16 protein-coding genes are annotated in these 15901 nt (G+C 56.1%); 12 read left to right on the plus strand and 4 right to left on the minus strand.

Features of this window, described 5'->3' with window-relative positions; genetic code table 11:
• Positions 1-79: 79 nt before the first annotated feature.
• Positions 80-2068, minus strand: a complete 1989-nt coding sequence (locus tag ACQZ51_RS08640; protein WP_448776437.1) for a methyl-accepting chemotaxis protein — start codon at positions 2066-2068, stop codon at positions 80-82.
• Positions 2069-2411: 343 nt separating this feature from the next.
• Here ACQZ51_RS08640 and ACQZ51_RS08645 point away from each other — a divergent pair, with 343 nt between their 5' ends.
• Complete coding sequence (locus ACQZ51_RS08645; RefSeq protein WP_448776438.1) at positions 2412-3539, plus strand: ATP-dependent DNA helicase; 1128 nt, start codon at positions 2412-2414, stop codon at positions 3537-3539.
• Positions 3540-3569: 30 nt separating this feature from the next.
• Here the strand turns inward: ACQZ51_RS08645 and ACQZ51_RS08650 are convergent, their stop codons facing one another.
• On the minus strand, positions 3570-4373 hold the full coding sequence (locus ACQZ51_RS08650; protein ID WP_448776439.1) for a MerR family transcriptional regulator: 804 nt from the start codon (positions 4371-4373) through the stop codon (positions 3570-3572).
• 146 nt (positions 4374-4519) lie between these two features.
• On the opposite strand from ACQZ51_RS08650, the gene ACQZ51_RS08655 reads away from it, so the two are divergent.
• Both ACQZ51_RS08655 and ACQZ51_RS08660 read left to right on the plus strand, forming a co-directional pair.
• Positions 4520-5275, plus strand: coding sequence for a pyridoxine 5'-phosphate synthase (locus tag ACQZ51_RS08655; protein ID WP_448776441.1), 756 nt, complete (start codon positions 4520-4522; stop codon positions 5273-5275).
• 77 nt (positions 5276-5352) lie between these two features.
• Entirely contained in the window at positions 5353-6618 is a 1266-nt protein-coding gene (locus ACQZ51_RS08660; RefSeq protein WP_448776442.1) for an NAD(P)/FAD-dependent oxidoreductase, read from the plus strand.
• Between the two features lie 73 nt (positions 6619-6691).
• On the opposite strand, the gene ACQZ51_RS08665 is transcribed toward ACQZ51_RS08660, so the two are convergent.
• Complete coding sequence (locus tag ACQZ51_RS08665) at positions 6692-7579, minus strand: SDR family oxidoreductase (protein WP_448776443.1); 888 nt, start codon at positions 7577-7579, stop codon at positions 6692-6694.
• A gap of 135 nt (positions 7580-7714) precedes the next feature.
• Between ACQZ51_RS08665 and ACQZ51_RS08670 the strand changes: the two genes are divergently transcribed.
• The 8 genes from ACQZ51_RS08670 to ACQZ51_RS08705 all read left to right on the plus strand — a co-directional run bounded on the left by ACQZ51_RS08670 (position 7715) and on the right by ACQZ51_RS08705 (position 13890).
• The gene (locus tag ACQZ51_RS08670) at positions 7715-8122 is read left to right on the plus strand and encodes a winged helix-turn-helix transcriptional regulator (RefSeq protein ID WP_192064073.1); all 408 of its coding nucleotides are present in this window, start codon (positions 7715-7717) and stop codon (positions 8120-8122) included.
• 172 nt (positions 8123-8294) lie between these two features.
• Positions 8295-8951 (plus strand): TetR/AcrR family transcriptional regulator, encoded by a 657-nt coding sequence (locus tag ACQZ51_RS08675; RefSeq protein WP_448776642.1) that lies wholly within the window; start codon positions 8295-8297, stop codon positions 8949-8951.
• A gap of 46 nt (positions 8952-8997) precedes the next feature.
• A complete protein-coding gene (gene ilvC / locus ACQZ51_RS08680; protein ID WP_042616040.1) occupies positions 8998-10017 on the plus strand; it encodes a ketol-acid reductoisomerase in 1020 nt (339 codons plus the stop codon).
• Positions 10018-10361: 344 nt separating this feature from the next.
• The gene (locus ACQZ51_RS08685) at positions 10362-10712 is read left to right on the plus strand and encodes a helix-turn-helix domain-containing protein (RefSeq protein ID WP_448776445.1); all 351 of its coding nucleotides are present in this window, start codon (positions 10362-10364) and stop codon (positions 10710-10712) included.
• A gap of 173 nt (positions 10713-10885) precedes the next feature.
• On the plus strand, positions 10886-11557 hold the full coding sequence (locus ACQZ51_RS08690; protein ID WP_448776446.1) for a hypothetical protein: 672 nt from the start codon (positions 10886-10888) through the stop codon (positions 11555-11557).
• Positions 11558-11679: 122 nt separating this feature from the next.
• Entirely contained in the window at positions 11680-12384 is a 705-nt protein-coding gene (locus ACQZ51_RS08695) for a hypothetical protein (protein ID WP_448776447.1), read from the plus strand.
• A 227-nt stretch (positions 12385-12611) separates the two neighbouring features.
• Positions 12612-13151 carry a hypothetical protein gene (locus ACQZ51_RS08700; RefSeq protein WP_448776449.1) on the plus strand — a complete coding sequence of 180 codons (540 nt, stop codon included), beginning with the start codon at positions 12612-12614 and terminating at the stop codon, positions 13149-13151.
• A gap of 91 nt (positions 13152-13242) precedes the next feature.
• On the plus strand, positions 13243-13890 hold the full coding sequence (locus tag ACQZ51_RS08705; RefSeq protein ID WP_448776450.1) for a hypothetical protein: 648 nt from the start codon (positions 13243-13245) through the stop codon (positions 13888-13890).
• Between the two features lie 57 nt (positions 13891-13947).
• Here ACQZ51_RS08705 and ACQZ51_RS08710 read toward each other — a convergent pair whose 3' ends face one another.
• Complete coding sequence (locus ACQZ51_RS08710; RefSeq protein ID WP_448776451.1) at positions 13948-14400, minus strand: RbsD/FucU family protein; 453 nt, start codon at positions 14398-14400, stop codon at positions 13948-13950.
• Positions 14401-14638: 238 nt separating this feature from the next.
• Here ACQZ51_RS08710 and ACQZ51_RS08715 point away from each other — a divergent pair, with 238 nt between their 5' ends.
• Entirely contained in the window at positions 14639-15883 is a 1245-nt protein-coding gene (locus tag ACQZ51_RS08715) for an aminotransferase-like domain-containing protein (protein WP_448776453.1), read from the plus strand.
• The last annotated feature ends 18 nt before the right edge of the window (positions 15884-15901 follow it).

Below are 15901 nucleotides of genomic sequence, written 5' to 3' on the forward strand. Positions count from 1 at the left end.
TAAAAATTGGGAGCTTTATCTCAGCGCGACATAAAAATAGCCCAGGGTTTCCCCTGGGCCTTTTGTGGATTGGGATGGATCAGAACTCTTCCCAGTTGCTCTGAGCGGCAGCGGCAGAGGAACCGCCACCGCCGAAAGCGCCGGCTATTTTGCGGCCGAGCGCACGGGCAGGGGATGGAGCGGGTCTGGACGCGGTTGAGGCGGCTCTGACCGGGGCGGCCTGTGTGGATGCCGATACATGCGGCGGTGCCGTCCAGCTATTGCTATCTGACGAAGCCAGATTGAAGCGCGATATCAACTGGTTCAGAGATGCGGCTTCCTTGGCAAGGCTATGGCTGGCTGCGGTTGATTGCTCGACCATGGCCGCGTTCTGCTGCGTGCCCTGATCCATCGTGTTGACGGCGGTGTTGATTTCCTGAAGACCGACCGACTGTTCACGCGAGGATTCAACAATCGCGGTGATGTGGCGGTTGATTTCCTGAACCTCTCCGACAATCACCTCAAGCGCACGACCGGTATCGCCAACGAGGTTGACGCCAGAGCGGACATGCTCGCCGGATGTGGTGATCAGCGCCTTGATTTCCTTGGCGGCCTTGGCGGAACGCTGAGCCAGTTCGCGAACTTCCTGCGCAACAACCGCAAAGCCCTTGCCTGCTTCACCGGCACGCGCAGCTTCGACACCTGCGTTCAGGGCAAGGAGGTTGGTCTGGAACGCGATTTCATCGATGACGCTGATGATGTTGGTGATTTCACCCGAGGAGCGTTCGATCTCGTTCATCGCAGTGACGGCCTGACGTACGACGTCGCCGGACTTTTCGGCACCTTGGCGGGCCTTGGAAACAAGATGGCCGACTTCTTCTGCACGGCGGCTGCTATCTTTCACCGTTGTGGTGATCTCTTCCAGTGCCGCTGCCGTTTCTTCGACGGAGGCCGCCTGCTGCTCGGTGCGCTTGGAAAGATCGTCGGCGGCGGAGCGGATTTCATTGGCGCCGGCATCGATGCCACGGGCATTTTTGCCGACCGATACAAGGGCTTCATTCAGCTTTGCGACCGAGTTGTTGAAGTCGCCCCTTAGCCTGTCGAGATGGGCGGCGAACGGAGTTGTGATGCGATATGCGACATTGCCATCGGATAGCTGCCCGAGGCCCTGTGCCAATTCATCGACAGCCAGCTGAATTTCTGCCGCTTCCTGCGCCTTCTGTGCTTCCTGTTCCTGGCGCTGCTTTTCGCTCATGGAGCGGTTTGCCTGCGCCTCGCGCTCCATGTTAATCTTGGCGATTGCGTTGTCCTTGAAGACCTGCACGGTTTCCGCCATCTCGCCGATTTCGTCCTTGCGGCCGACACCGGGAATTTCCAGTTGCGTTTCACCATTGGCCAAACGCTTCATGGCGGCAGTCATTGCCAGCAACGGTCTGGAAATTCCGCTACCAACCAACAGGCCTGCGATGAGTGCTATGACGATTGCGGCACCCATGCTGCCCCAGATCATGGTCTTGGCCGATGAGACGGATGCCTCGTTGGCATCGGTACGTTTTACCAGCAGAGCGCTTTCCTCAGCCTGAAACTCCTTGATGAAGCCGCGGAGGCCATCGAAATAGGTCTTGCCCTGGGATGCATCCAATTGCTGGTTCATATCGCCAACGGTTGTCGTGTCAGGCAATGCGCCACGCGCCTTGATCTGAGGTTCGGCGAACATCTTTTGCCAGTCACCGATTGCCTTCTCGATCTTGTCGAGGCGACCAACCTGAGTTGGGTTATCACTGACTGTTTTTTTCAGATCAGTGATTGTCTTATAAATGGCCTGTTCGCCGTTCCGGTAAGGCTCGAGAAAGTTCTGCTTGCCGGTGATGATAAAGCCACGCATGCCGGTTTCCATGTCAACGGCTGCTGCTGTGATGCTATCTGTTATTTGCAAGACTTTATAGGTGTGTTCAACCCAGTGCGTGCTTTTGTCCATTGCGGCGATATTGTTCAGCGAAATAGCGCCGATGGCAATTGCCAGTAAAACAGGTGCCGCTGTACCTGCTATGACTTTCGATTTTGTCGAAAGGTTCTTGAAAGAAAACATAATTCGTCGACCCCTAGTTCATGTTATATAGTTTCAATCACCATGGCGTCATACCGAACAAAATCTCTTCGATTTCCTCTGGAAATCCGTCGCACAAGTCTCATCCGTTACATGGTATGGGGTCAACTATCCCTAATAGAGAACCCACTAAAACATTTATTAGTTCAAACGAATTGAACGTTCGTTAACATCTCAGCATCAGATTTTAATAATTAGAATATTTCTAAACTGGTCTGGTTGTCTCTGGTTGGATTGGAGGGGTGGAGATCTATGCAGGTGCGCCATCTTGCTCTTTCCTTCTTTTTCTGTTGCGCGTTACGCTCGAATCCTGCGAAGAGAGCACATGCAATTTTCTCCACAACAGGATGAAGCCCTGAAGGCTGTTTCGCGCTGGCTGAAGGAAGGCCGGACGCCGGTTTTTAGGCTGTTTGGTTACGCCGGAACTGGCAAGACGACGCTTGCAAAGCACTTTGCCGAACATGTGGACGGGGAAGTGCTTTTTGCGGCCTTTACCGGCAAGGCGGCGCAGGTTTTGCGCTCCCGCGGTGCAACGAATGCCCGCACGATCCATTCCCTGATTTATCGCCCCCGGGGCGAAGAAGCCGTCGAAGATGAAGAGACGGGCAAGACATCCATCTCGCCTATGTTCTCCATCAACCGCCAGAGCCCGCTTGCCAAGGCCGCGCTTATTATCATCGATGAGTGCTCGATGGTAGATGAGGCGCTTGGCCGCGACCTGATGAGCTTCAGCACACCTATTCTGGTGCTGGGAGATCCGGGCCAATTGCCACCGATATCTGGTGGCGGGTTCTTTACCGAGCAGGAGCCGGATTTCTTGCTGTCTGAAATCCATCGTCAGGCGAAGGATAATCCCATCATCCAGCTTGCCATGGATGTGCGTGAAGGCAAGGAAATCATGCGCGGCGACTATGGTGCAGCCCAGGTCATTTCCAAGGATGAGGTCACGCAGGGGCTTGTGCTGGATGCAGATCAGGTTCTGGTCGGTACCAACCGGACCCGCAAGCGGTATAACCAGCGTTTGCGTGAGCTCAAGGGTTTCAGCGCCGATTATCCGCAATCCGGTGACAAGCTGGTCTGCCTGCGAAATGATCCCGCAAAGGGCCTGCTCAATGGCTCTCTGTGGCAGGTCATGAGTTCATCGCGCGAGACGGTGAAACCAGGCATCAACCTGATGATCCGTCCAGAAGACGATGATATGGATCGCGGCGCGGCCAAGATAAAGTTGCTCAAAGCAGCTTTCGAAGAGAGCGAGACCGAGATACCCTGGACCACGCGTAAGCGCTACGACGAGTTTGATTATGGCTATGCGTTGACGGTCCACAAATCGCAGGGATCGCAATGGAATAATGTTGTTCTGTTCGACGAAAGTTTCGCGTTTCGTGATTCGCGAGAGAGATGGCTCTATACCGCCATCACGCGTGCCGCTGAAACATTGACGATCGTGCGCTGACCGGCGGAAGCGCACTCACTTTCGTGAGTGCTATTCCTCGTTCTGGCTGATCAGGCCCAGCTGCAGGCTTTTTGCTACCGCTTGATATCTGTCGCTTGCGCCGACTTTTTCCAGAATCATAGCTTCCAGTCGCTCATGCTCTTCCACAGGAACGCCCAAAGTGCGCGCAAGCCTTGCAGGCGCATAGCCTTCCGCCATCAGCTCAAGGCATTCGCGCTCACGCGTCGTGAGTTTGACGTCGGAGGTTGTTTTTGTCTGCGCTGCGCCAACCGCGTTTTGATCGTCGGGGGCAAGCGCATTGTTGATCTTCTGCATTTGCACACGAAGCTTTGAAAGCTCGTCATTCACTTCTTTTTTGCGTGCGGAAAGAGCGGCTTGAAAGAGATCATCGGCTTCAACTTGCGTTGATGCTGTCGAAAGATCCTGCATGATCAACTGCACTGTGGCGATCGGGATGCCGATATCGCGGCAGAAGTTCACGACCGCCATGCGGCGTATATCGGCATGCGAATAGACGCGCATGATGCCGGATCGGCGCGAGGCTATGATGCCTTTCTCCTCGTAAAAATGCAGCGTTCTGTGGGTAACGTCGAACATTTTCGCCATATCGGCAATGCCGACAGGCTCCGGCGGCATGTTTGAAGGCATACGGATGTCAGGGAGAAAATTTTTCGCGCTGACAGCAGATACATCCCTGTTTGGCATTTTTCTGGGCTTTCCTGCATCGCTTATGGGCGTCGCTTTCCAGCCGGCAGTATTCCCCGCTTCGATGACGACACCAAATTGGCTATGCTGTTCGCGGTCTATGACCGCATCAAAATATTCGTCAGACATAATATATTCCCAGCCCCAACTGCCTCTACAATGCGGGCAGCAGAACTTGGTTCCGAAGTTTTCAATTATTTTCGGCAAGTCGCTTGCGGCAAACGGCAGAGTGGGGGAAACAGTGGGCTCCCACATTGAAAAAAAGCGGTTCGACCATGCCAGCCAAACTTTCCGTCAATCTCAACGCCATCGCAATGCTTCGCAACCGCCGGGATTTGCCTTGGCCTGACGTCGCGAATTTCGGCCGCATCGCGCTGGCGGCCGGTGCCAGCGGGCTGACGGTCCATCCCCGTCCGGACCAACGCCACATCCGTTTTTCCGATCTGCCGGTCTTGCGCGCGTTGATCGACGACGAATATCCGGATGCCGAATTCAACATCGAGGGCTATCCGTCCGAAGATTTTCTGCTGTTGTGTGAGGAAGCCCAGCCCGAGCAGGTGACGCTTGTGCCTGATGACCCCTCCCAGGCGACATCAGACCACGGTTGGGATTTTCGAAAGCATTCTACGTTTCTCAAGGAAACCATTGCGCGCCTGACCGCTGGCGGAATGCGCGTTTCGCTGTTTGCTGATGGTGATGGCGACAAGGACGCGGTGCAACTGGCCGCCGATACGCGTGCCGCCCGGATCGAGCTTTATACCGGCCCCTACGGTGGCGGTTACGACAAGCCAGAGGCAGCGCAGATGTGGCTTGAGAAACTGGGAGCGACTGCCGATTACGCCAAGGCCTTGGGACTTGGTGTGAATGCCGGTCACGATCTGACGGTTGCCAATCTGCCAGCCCTGATGGAAAGAATTCCCTATCTGGCGGAGGTTTCCATCGGCCATGGGCTGACGGCAGACGCCCTGGAGTATGGCATGGCGGAAACGGTACGGCGTTTTTGTCGCGCCTGCGGTCAGTCGATTTCATAACTATCGTCAATTTTTGCCATTATACTGCTAAGCCGTGCACAGTTTGCACGGCTTGTTTGTTTTGGAAGGCGGATATCATGCAAAATCACCACGTGGTCGTTGTTGGAGGTGGTTTTGGCGGCCTGCAAGTCGTTCACGGGCTTAAAGGTGCCCCGGTTCGCATCACCTTGATCGACCGTCGCAACCATCATCTGTTTCAGCCGCTGCTCTATCAGGTTGCGACCACGGCGCTTGCGACCTCCGAAATTGCCTGGCCCATCAGGCGGCTGTACCGCGACCGGGCGGAGGTCACCACGCTGCTGGCGGAAGTTGGCGGCATTGATCGCGAAAGCCGTACCGTGCTTTTGAAATCGGGTGAGGTCGTGCCCTTCGATACGCTGGTGCTGGCCACCGGTGCCCGCCATGCCTATTTCGGCAACGACGCCTGGGAAAAGCATGCACCCGGTCTCAAAACGCTGGAGGATGCCACGACCATCCGCCGCCGTCTGTTGCTGGCATTCGAGCGCGCCGAGTTGGCCAAGACCGCTGAAGAGATACAGGCACACCTGACATTCGTGGTGATTGGCGCCGGTCCAACCGGCGTTGAGATGGCGGGCATGATCGCAGAGCTTGCCCACCGGGTATTGCCACCAGAATTTCGCAATGTGGATACGCGCAAGACGCGGGTTTTGCTGGTCGAGGCGGGGCCGCGGGTTCTGCCTGCCTTTACCGAACCCCTTTCGGCCTACACCAAGCGCGCGCTGGAACGGCTTGGCGTGGAAGTTCTGCTCGGCACGCCTGTTTCCGCTTGCACCGAAGACGGCGTGACGATTGGGGACGTGTTTACGCCCGCCCGCACCATGATCTGGGCCGCAGGTGTGCAGGCCTCACCGGCTGCCAAATGGCTTGGTTCCGAAGCCGACAGGGCAGGGCGTGCGGAAGTTGGCCCGCATCTGAACATAGCCAGCGACCCGAATATTTTCGTTATCGGAGATACCGCAGCCGTCATGCAGAAGAATGGCAAGCCGGTTCCGGGTGTCGCGCCCGCCGCAAAGCAACAGGGTGCCTATGTGGCCGAGGTTATCAAGGCGCGGCTTACCGGCAAGGCGGAGCAACCTGTGTTCCGCTACCGCCATCAGGGCAATCTCGCCACCATCGGCAAGAGCGCGGCTGTAGCGGATTTCGGCAAGATCAAGCTCACCGGCGTGTTAGCCTGGTGGATATGGGGCCTTGCCCATATCTACTTCCTCATCGGCACGCGTTCCCGTCTGGCAGTGGCTTGGAGCTGGTTGTGGATTTATCTCAGCGGACAGCACAGCGCGCGGTTGATTACGCAGAAAGAGACCTTGAAGGACGAGGGGTGATTGGCAAGTTCTCCGAGGCGCTGACGGAAAAAGGAAGGCCTGACCTGGCCCTCCTTCATATGGTTTTACCTGCTTAGGCTGGCAGCAATGCTGCTTTGTGCGCTTCAAAGAAAGCCTCGAGCATCTGTGGCTTTTGCCCCGTGAGCGTTTCGTAATCATTTGTGACGATATCAAAGTTACCAGCAGCAATGTTGGCATCGGCTGATGCGAGCATCTGTGCAACGAAGGAAGGAAGGCCTGCGCCTTCTATGCCCTTTTGCAAATCGGCTGGTGAAACCTTGATGACGGCGAGCGTTTTGCCGGTGACCTTCGAGATCATCTCGGCAATCTGGTCAGCGTTCAGTGATTGCGGGCCGGTGATGTCGTAAGTCTTGTTTTCAGCCTTGCCTTTGGCCAGAACCGCAGCCGCAGCGCGGGCGCAGTCGTCGCGGGAAATGTTCGGAACCTTGCCGTCAGCCATTGCAGTGAACCACTGACCGGCCTCAACATTATGCGGCATGCCGTGCAGGTAGTTGTCATGATACCATGCGTTGCGCAGGATGGTGTAAGGCACACCGCTTGCCTTGATGGCCTCTTCCGTTCCCAGATGATCCGGCGCGAAGGTGACCAGCGATGTGTCCGGCTTCTGCATGGATGTGTAGGCAATATGCTTGATGCCAGCCTTTGTCGCGGCGGCAACGGCTGCCTTATGCTGCGTCAGGCGCTGGCCGGGAACGGCAAGAGCATCTGTGGAAATAAGCAGCGCCGTATCGATGCCTGCAAAGGCTGCGTCGAGAGAGGCTGCGTCATCAAAGTCCGCTGTTCGGGTTTCTACACCCTTTGCGGCCAGCGCAGAAAGCCTGGATGTGTCTCGGCTCGCAGCAACGATGTTGGATGCCTTGACGCCACAGGTTTCCAGAAGGTGGCGTATGACGGCCTGACCCAACTGGCCAGATGCGCCGGTCACAAGAATTTTGCTCATAAGATATTCCTTTTTTGCAATTTGACGGTGGTACGGATTGCTGGTCTCAAAAAGAGAGTAAGTCTAAAATAGGAATTGACCAGCTGGTGTAAAGAAGGCATTTTTTCCGCTCTACGTTACCAAAAGGGAACCAGCATGAGTGCGACAATTGCCAGACTGAAACCCACGGCCTCCGCGCCCCTGCCGGACTTTGCCAATCTGGATTTTGACAATTGCCCGGTGCGTGATCTTCTCAGTCACATTGGTGGCAAGTGGTCGACACTTCTGCTGCAGGCTCTCGCCGAGCGCCCCTATCGCTTTGGTGAGCTTCGCCGCATGGTCCCGGATATTTCACAGCGCATGTTGACGCAGACATTGCGCGATCTTCAGCGTGACGGCTACATTCACCGTGAGGTGTTTCCCACCAAGCCACCCAGCGTGGAATATAGTATGACCCCGCTGGGCCGCTCACTTTACCGGCCTCTTTCAGAGGTTATCAACTGGGCGCTTGAGAACCACAATGCTGTTGTGGCTGCGCGAAAGCGGTTTGAGGACCAAGCCTGATTGCTGGCCTGAATATCTCATCGAGAGAACCGCGCTCATTCGATGACGCTCATATTGCGATGCGTCAATTCGTCTTCTCCTGTCAAAAAAATGCTTGACCCTTCACGACGCTCCGCCTAAAACGACTCGAACCGTACGGTACGGTACATTTTGAGCAAATGGAGTGGGTAAGGTGGGGACCGATCCGATCACCGCGCAGGAGTTTTCGCCGCGTCAGAACGCTGTTCTGGAGCAGGCTTTGCGTCTTCTGGTCGAGGGCGGAGAAAAAGCGCTGACGACCTCTGGTCTCGCGCGCGCTGCCAACTGTTCCAAGGAAAGCCTCTACAAATGGTTTGGCGATCGCGATGGCCTGCTGGCCGCGATGATCACCTTTCAGCAGAGCAAGGTTCGCACCTTCGAGAAGGCTGGCGACCGCGTTTCTGCACAGCAGTTGACAGAGCATCTCGAAGTTTTTGCCCATGATCTGCTGGACGTTCTGGCGGGCGATGTGTCGCTGGCGTTGAACCGTCTTGCCATCGGTCAGGCCAGCCGTGATGGCTCCAAGCTCGGCAATCTGTTGCTGGAGCGTGGCCGCCGCCAGATCGACAAGCGGGCGCGTGGCCTCATCGAAGCTGGACGCCGTTCCGGTTATCTGCGCTTCGATGATCTCGAAGATGCTTATCGCAGTTTTTACGGCCTGATCGTGTCTGATCTGCATGTGCGCATGCTTCTCGGTGAAGCGCAGCAGGCCAAGGATTTCTCCGCGCGGGCGCGCAAGGCCGTATCGGCCTTTCTAACGCTTTACGGCACGGAGAAGGTACATTCGGAAACCGGCGGAAGGACCGCCTGAGTTCCGGTCTAAACAACGTCACATATTTCAAGGAAGGACTACCGAAATGCGCGTCTATTACGATCGTGATGCCGATCTCAATCTCATCAAGGCGAAGAATGTCGCCATCGTCGGTTATGGTTCGCAGGGCCGCGCCCACGCGCTGAACCTGAAAGACAGCGGTGCGACCGGCGTCGTCATCGCGCTGAAGGCCGGTTCGCCGACCATCAAGAAGGCCGAAGCCGATGGCTTCAAGGTCATGACGGTTGCAGAAGCTGCCAAGTGGGCAGACCTTTTGATGATGGCAACGCCTGATGAACTTCAGGCCGACATCTACAAGGCAGAGATTGCCGACAACATTCGTGACGGTGCAGCGATTGCATTTGCGCACGGCCTCAACGTTCACTTCGGCCTCATCGAGCCTAAGGCTTCGCTCGACGTCGTCATGATCGCACCAAAGGGCCCTGGCCACACGGTTCGTGGCGAATACCAGAAGGGCGGCGGCGTTCCTTGCCTCGTTGCCGTTCATCAGAACGCATCGGGCAACGCCCTTGAAGTTGCGCTGTCCTACGCTTGCGGCGTTGGTGGTGGTCGTTCCGGCATCATCGAAACCAACTTCCGCGAAGAATGCGAAACAGACCTCTTCGGCGAACAGGTCGTTCTGTGCGGCGGTCTCGTTGAGCTGATCCGCGCTGGCTTCGAGACCCTGACCGAAGCTGGCTACGCGCCTGAAATGGCCTATTTCGAGTGCCTGCACGAAGTCAAGCTGATCGTCGACCTGATCTATGAAGGCGGCATCGCCAACATGAACTACTCGATCTCCAACACTGCCGAGTGGGGCGAATACGTGACCGGTCCTCGCATCATCACTGCCGAAACGAAGGCAGAAATGAAGCGCGTTCTGACCGACATTCAGACCGGCAAGTTCACTTCGGACTGGATGCAGGAATACCGCGCCGGTGGCTCGCGCTTCAAGGGCATCCGCCGCATGAACGACACCCACCAGATCGAAGAAGTCGGCGCCAAGCTGCGCGGCATGATGCCGTGGATCGGCAAGAACAAGCTGGTCGACAAGGCTGTCAACTAAGCGTCAATTCAAGACTGAATGAAAGAAGGCCGGGGCGAAAGCTCCGGCCTTTTTCGTTTGCAATGGTAAGCTTGGAAAATGGCTGTGTTTACAACCTGATGCAACCTAAATGTGCATAACTTTCTTTTCCAGCTTTTCATTTTTTGGGAGCGCAACTAATGGGTAGGTAAATTAAATGTAAATATCTGAGGTTGCATTTTGACTATTTATGCAAAAATCTGGTCGTCGGGTTCTTTTCTCTTTCAGCCTTGGTGGCCCCTTGCCTCGCTAAATGTTTCCAGCTCCGACCCATGCTCAGTCGGGGTGATATCTTGCCGCGCACGGCATATGCAGGAGGCGTGGTGATGGCTCACGATCCTGCACGCGGCAAGCGTATACGCGAAGCCATATCAAAGAATAAAGTCCGCAAGATCCATGCCCTGGCTGCAGAGCTCAAGGTGTCCGTTGCGGCAGTGTCCCGTTGGCAGAATGGCGGACATGCTTCGCTGGAAAGCGTCTGCTCCCTTGCCGAGGTGCTTGATGTATCTCTCGACTGGCTGCTGCTGGGAAGGGGAACGATGGACTGGCACAGCGACAGGACGATTTCCGCGACGGAGCTGCAAGGGGTCATGATGTTGCGCAACAGGTCAAAGATTTTCCAGTCACGCCTTCTCTCCCTGCTGGAAGCCATCTCTCTGGAACATGGAGAACGCTGAGCGTAATTCCACGCGAAGATTCACGCCCAGGTTAACAACTCAAGGTTGATGTAAGCATCGGATATCGCGATATTCGAGCGCAGGGACGCTGAGGTGGACTGGCACAAACTGAATACAACAGGCCAGTCAGGCAGCCCCCTGAGTTCACTCTTAACACGCAAGGATTGTTATCCATGTCTACGCTTCTGACCATCAACGTGAAAAACCTGCAGTCGGCAACCCAGAACTTCTTCTTCTTTCAGCAGCCAGCCGTCTATTCCGGCGGTGGAGACGTCTACTCCAACAGCCTGTATTCACAGTCGTTGGGAAATTACGATGCGACCGGCTCGATCCTGACATTCCAGGTCAATTTGCAGTATTTTGCCGGTATTCAACAGACCAATTCGGTTCCTGTTGAGGGCAGTTCGTCTGGCTATTCCTCGGCCTCGCGTGCCATTGAGCTTGCACCCGCCGCTGGAAGCACCACGACGCCCAACGACACGACGATTGCTACGATATCGCCGCTGGGTCTCAGCCTTCCGAAGTTCAGCGCAGGTGTTCAGCCTGGTGCGTTCCGTATCACAACACCCGCCTTCACCTCTCCGCCGTACTACAACGTCGGCTCGGCCGTGAACGTTAATGGCAGCGTCGTTCTGTCCAACTTCGTTCAAGCCAATCCACAGAACAACACCGATTGCCAGCCCGTCCTGAAATACTACGTCCAGACAGGCGTTTACACCCCGGGTTCTGTCATGAACTTCTCCCAGTCTAGCGTAAATGCTGCTCTGGCCGATTTCACCGGTGGTTATACCACATGCAATGTCAGCCTGCTGCCGAACGGCAACTGGAGTGCTCAGCTCCAGTAATCCTGTCGTCGCAAGACGGCTTAGACGGGCCGGGCATTAGCCGCCCGTACTCAAGACACGACCGTCCGCCACCTTTACCGGTGGCGGGCAGGCGAGGCTATAAACAGAGTGGTTGAACCGCTATGAGCACCAGCTCTTACACGATCGTCGTTCGGAATATGTCGGCAACGGCGCAATATTTCTATGTCTTTCAGCAGCAGGCAACATTTGATCCGGCTGTAGCTGCCAGTTCCATACTGAGTGGCAGCTTGGGTTGCCAGGCCGTCGGAAACTATGACACCACGGGCGCTTCAATAAACTTCGAGATGGGGGCGCAAATTTATGCTGGTGCCATCAGCACAGCCCCGGCGGTTCCGCCTTCTCGATCTGCAAGGGCACGATCGCCGGTGCGGGTTGCAAGTACCAATGTTGTGCGCTCGATCGAGCTTGCTTCTGAAACAACGACTGCGCTTGATTGCACGACGCTAAGTATTAGTCCGCTTGGCATGTCGGCCCCGGTCAATCAGCCCGGGATACCCTCCGGCGCCTTCGGGGTGATTGTGCCTCCCTATACGCCGACACCGGATCCGCAAATATATTGCGGCCTCGCAACGATCAATGGCGACGGCTCCATTCTGCTTTCGAGCTACATCGCACCGTCACCAAACGCGACGATGACCTGCACACCCGAGCCGATATTTTACGTGAAAACCGGCTACAAGGCCGACGGAGATGTCGTTGCCTATGACACAACCGGTGCCGCGCAATGTGATTTTACGACCGGCTACACCCGCATCACCGTCACTTACAATGTCAATGGTACCTTTTCTACGAAGAACGGGTCTTAAGCGACAGGGCCGCGTACGCATCTCGATCTGGCGCCATTCGTCGCTCTCAACCGCCATTGGAATGACGCCATGACGGACGTCTGACAAAGCCACCCTTCGATCTTCCAACCCTCAAGCCAGCGGCAAACACCGCTCGCATCACCCGGATCCGTCGGCAAACGCCGTCGGTCAACGCTCTTCGCATGGTGCGAGGAGCGGTCGTCTCTCCATGGAAAAAGGAAATTGCCATGAACAGAAGTCTTCGTAATCGTTTATTGTCCATCAGCGTCGTTGCATTGGCGCTGGGTGCGGTCAGTCCCGCCTACGCCTATTCCGTCTATCGCAGCGTGACGGCCAATGCTGCAACCGGTGTGGTTGTTTGGACGAAAGACAATTTTGGTGTAAGTGGTACCCCACCCACTTTATCGTTCTTTCATTATGACAACGCCGCCGCCGCTCGCGCTGGCTTGCCTCTTGCTCAATGCTTTGTGAAGGTGGATCTGCCTGATGTTGATGCCCCAGAGCCGGGTGCCGAAGCCAATGTTGGCAACGCCGATATCCCAGTCAATGCCAGCGAAGCTGACAAGCCGAAGCCATTCCCCTGGGTCATTACATTCGACAACGATCCTCCCGGTCATTGGAGCATAGCAAGAAGCCAGATCACGGATGCAACGACCAACGCTGCCGCCAGCCGTGTTGCGGCGTCGGGCTTCCAGAGCCTTGCAACAACCGCCGGTTCGAACGTCACTGTGATCAACGGAACGCTTGAAAACTGCACCGCACAATAGACTTCCGCTGAGAAATCTCGGAAATGTGAGCGGAACACACGTCGCTGCCGGCTATTACAAGCCGGTGGCGATTTTTAGGGGGGAAGTGGGAATGGCAGTCCTTCATCATGCATTTCGCTGTGCTGTAACATCTGATTTCGAACGCGATCTCCATAAGCTGATGCGGGAATGGGCGAGCGGCGACAGAGGCGCGTTCGCGGAGGTGGCGAAGGCGAGATATGGCGGATTGGCGCAATTAGAGGATATCAACACGGCTTTTTATCTGGGGCCTGACGGTGCAGCGCCATCCTGGCTGGAGCCGGCTTTCATCAGCCCCGGTCTTGCCGCTCTCGTTATGCTTGCACCGGACTTCAAAGCTCTACCATCCCTCAGCGCAAGCCATGATACGAACCATGCGCTGCTTGCGCGGCATCTGCCCGCGCTCGGCTGGTCGGAAGATGAGATCAGAGCCCTTATCTATGGATGGCCTATCGAGACAGTCCTGCAACGATATGTGCGAGGGTCTTCCGTGCCGGCGCCGGGTGGTTTTGCCCATACCGGAGGCTGGACGCCGCCGGGTATGACAGACATTTTGCGCGAGCGGCTCGATATTCTCGCCTCAGGACGACCAGCAAAATCTCACAAACTGGCCGAAGAGGCGTGGCACTCCCTGAAGGAAAACAACGCTTTTAGAGATGCGCAGACAATGCTTGCGCATCTGGATCGTTATGACTGGCTTGTCATGGCCGTTACACACTGAAGGGTGCCGCTCGAATATGAGCAACACCAGCGCGCTGCGGGCCGCGTCTGGCCCCGCTCAGCCCTTTGGCGCAATAACGCCCTTGGTGAGAATGAAGCAGCCATAAAAGCGGGTTTCGCCCGTCGTGATGACGCAATAGGCGTTCTTGGCCTGCTCATAAAACGCAAAACGTTCTATGCCATACATGGGCGCAGACTGGCCTTCCGCAGCATCGATTTCGGCCTGCACCTCGGCCTGAACCGGCTCGATCTGGTCTGGCGCACCCATGACTTCCATGCGCCCGACTGAGGGCTGAATGGGCGTGTCGAGAGGGAATACGGAGAGGATGGCCTTGATGGCGCGGGCGGCGGAGATGTTCTCCATCCGCAAAACCTGGCCGACATTGGTGTGCTGCGCGATGCTGTCGGACGGAAAGTTGGTATCCGTGATGACGAGCGTGTCCGCGTGGCCCATGGCGCGCAGGGCGTGCAGCACATCGGCGTTCAGCGCCGGGTCGATATTCTTGAGCATTTCTTCTCCTCCATGCGACAAATCAAGTTGGCGCACTCGAACCCGGAAAAGCCTTCGGCGTCAATCCGTCTCAACGTTGATTGTAGACTCTTTTGCAAGTATGTATGCCTTTGCTGCGTCCGGGAGCATGCTCAGAAATATCGTGAAACCGTACCGAAACTCGATAAGTCAGTATTGCTGACCTATCGATGTTTCTATACATCTATGCGCAGAAGAACACATAAGAGGAAACGAACCCATGCTTGACTGGGAACAGATTTTCGCCACGCGCTCATCGCGCATGAAGGCATCCGAAATTCGCGAATTGCTGAAGCTTCTGGAGCAGCCCGACATCATCTCGTTTGCCGGTGGCATTCCCGACCCTGCACTGTTTCCGGATGAGGAATTCCGTCAGGCCTATGAAGATATCTTTTCCGGCCCGAAGGTGAGCTCGGCTCTGCAATATTCCGTCAGCGAAGGCTACAAGCCGCTGCGCGAATGGATTGTGCAGGACATGGCCAAGATCGGCATCGAATGCGCTGTCGATAACGTCTTCATCACATCAGGCTCGCAGCAGGCGCTGGATTATCTCGGCAAGCTGTTCATTTCGCCCAATGACACCGCACTGGTGACGTGGCCGACCTATCTCGGCGCGCTCTCGGCCTTCAATGCTTATGAGCCTACCTATGACCAGCTGAACCCTTCTGGCAACCGCACGCCGCAGACCTACCGCGACAACGCGACGAAAGCCGGTGGTGCCGTGAAGTTCGCATATCTCTCGGCTGATTTCTCCAATCCAACCGGCGAGACTGTCGATCTGGCGGGACGCAACCGGGTTCTGGAACTGGCTGACGAGTTGGACATCGCCGTTATCGAGGACGGTGCCTATCAGAACCTGCGTTTTGATGGTGAGCCGGTCACGCCAATTCTGGCGCTGGATATAGCCCGCAGCGGCGGCATCGATCAGACACGCACCATCTATTCCGGCAGCTTCTCAAAGACGCTGGCGCCTGGCCTGCGCGTTGGTTTCGTGGTTGCTGCCATGCCTGTCATTCGCAAGCTGGTGTTGATGAAGCAGGCGGCTGATCTGCATTCTTCGACCATCAACCAGATGGCTGTCGAACATGTGGCTTCGCGTGGTTTTGACAAGCAGGTTGCCAAAATCAAGGCTGCTTATAGTGCGCGGCGCGATGCGATGTTGGTGGCGCTGGACAAGTATATGCCCAAATCCGCCCGCTGGGTTCGGCCGGAAGGCGGCATGTTCATCTGGGTGACGTTGCCGGAAGGCCTTGATGGAGCCGAGCTTCTAGCAAAGTCTCTTTCGACAGAGCGCGTGGCTTTCGTGCCGGGCAAGGCCTTCTTCGCAGATGGCTCCGGTTCCAACACGCTGCGCATCAGCTTCTCCTGCGCCAATGAGGAGATGATCGATGAAGGCATCAAGCGCCTTGGCCGCCTGATTGCCAGCGCGGAAGCGACCTCTTCCGCGACGATGCCGCTGGTTTAAGCGGTCGTTTTTACGTCA

The sequence above is a fragment of the Agrobacterium sp. CG674 genome (genome assembly GCF_053521645.1).

Coding starts and splice junctions, on each gene's coding strand:
- ACQZ51_RS08700 (WP_448776449.1), top strand. CDS start 12,612: ATGAACAGAAGTCTTCGTAATCGTTTATTGTCCATCAGCGTCGTTGCA.
- ACQZ51_RS08640 (WP_448776437.1), bottom strand. CDS start 2,068: ATGTTTTCTTTCAAGAACCTTTCGACAAAATCGAAAGTCATAGCAGGT.
- ACQZ51_RS08660 (WP_448776442.1), top strand. CDS start 5,353: ATGCAAAATCACCACGTGGTCGTTGTTGGAGGTGGTTTTGGCGGCCTG.
- ACQZ51_RS08665 (WP_448776443.1), bottom strand. CDS start 7,579: ATGAGCAAAATTCTTGTGACCGGCGCATCTGGCCAGTTGGGTCAGGCC.
- ACQZ51_RS08710 (WP_448776451.1), bottom strand. CDS start 14,400: ATGCTCAAGAATATCGACCCGGCGCTGAACGCCGATGTGCTGCACGCC.
- ACQZ51_RS08695 (WP_448776447.1), top strand. CDS start 11,680: ATGAGCACCAGCTCTTACACGATCGTCGTTCGGAATATGTCGGCAACG.
- ACQZ51_RS08655 (WP_448776441.1), top strand. CDS start 4,520: ATGCCAGCCAAACTTTCCGTCAATCTCAACGCCATCGCAATGCTTCGC.
- ACQZ51_RS08650 (WP_448776439.1), bottom strand. CDS start 4,373: ATGTCTGACGAATATTTTGATGCGGTCATAGACCGCGAACAGCATAGC.
- ACQZ51_RS08685 (WP_448776445.1), top strand. CDS start 10,362: ATGGCTCACGATCCTGCACGCGGCAAGCGTATACGCGAAGCCATATCA.
- ACQZ51_RS08670 (WP_192064073.1), top strand. CDS start 7,715: ATGAGTGCGACAATTGCCAGACTGAAACCCACGGCCTCCGCGCCCCTG.
- ACQZ51_RS08690 (WP_448776446.1), top strand. CDS start 10,886: ATGTCTACGCTTCTGACCATCAACGTGAAAAACCTGCAGTCGGCAACC.
- ilvC (WP_042616040.1), top strand. CDS start 8,998: ATGCGCGTCTATTACGATCGTGATGCCGATCTCAATCTCATCAAGGCG.
- ACQZ51_RS08715 (WP_448776453.1), top strand. CDS start 14,639: ATGCTTGACTGGGAACAGATTTTCGCCACGCGCTCATCGCGCATGAAG.
- ACQZ51_RS08705 (WP_448776450.1), top strand. CDS start 13,243: ATGGCAGTCCTTCATCATGCATTTCGCTGTGCTGTAACATCTGATTTC.
- ACQZ51_RS08645 (WP_448776438.1), top strand. CDS start 2,412: ATGCAATTTTCTCCACAACAGGATGAAGCCCTGAAGGCTGTTTCGCGC.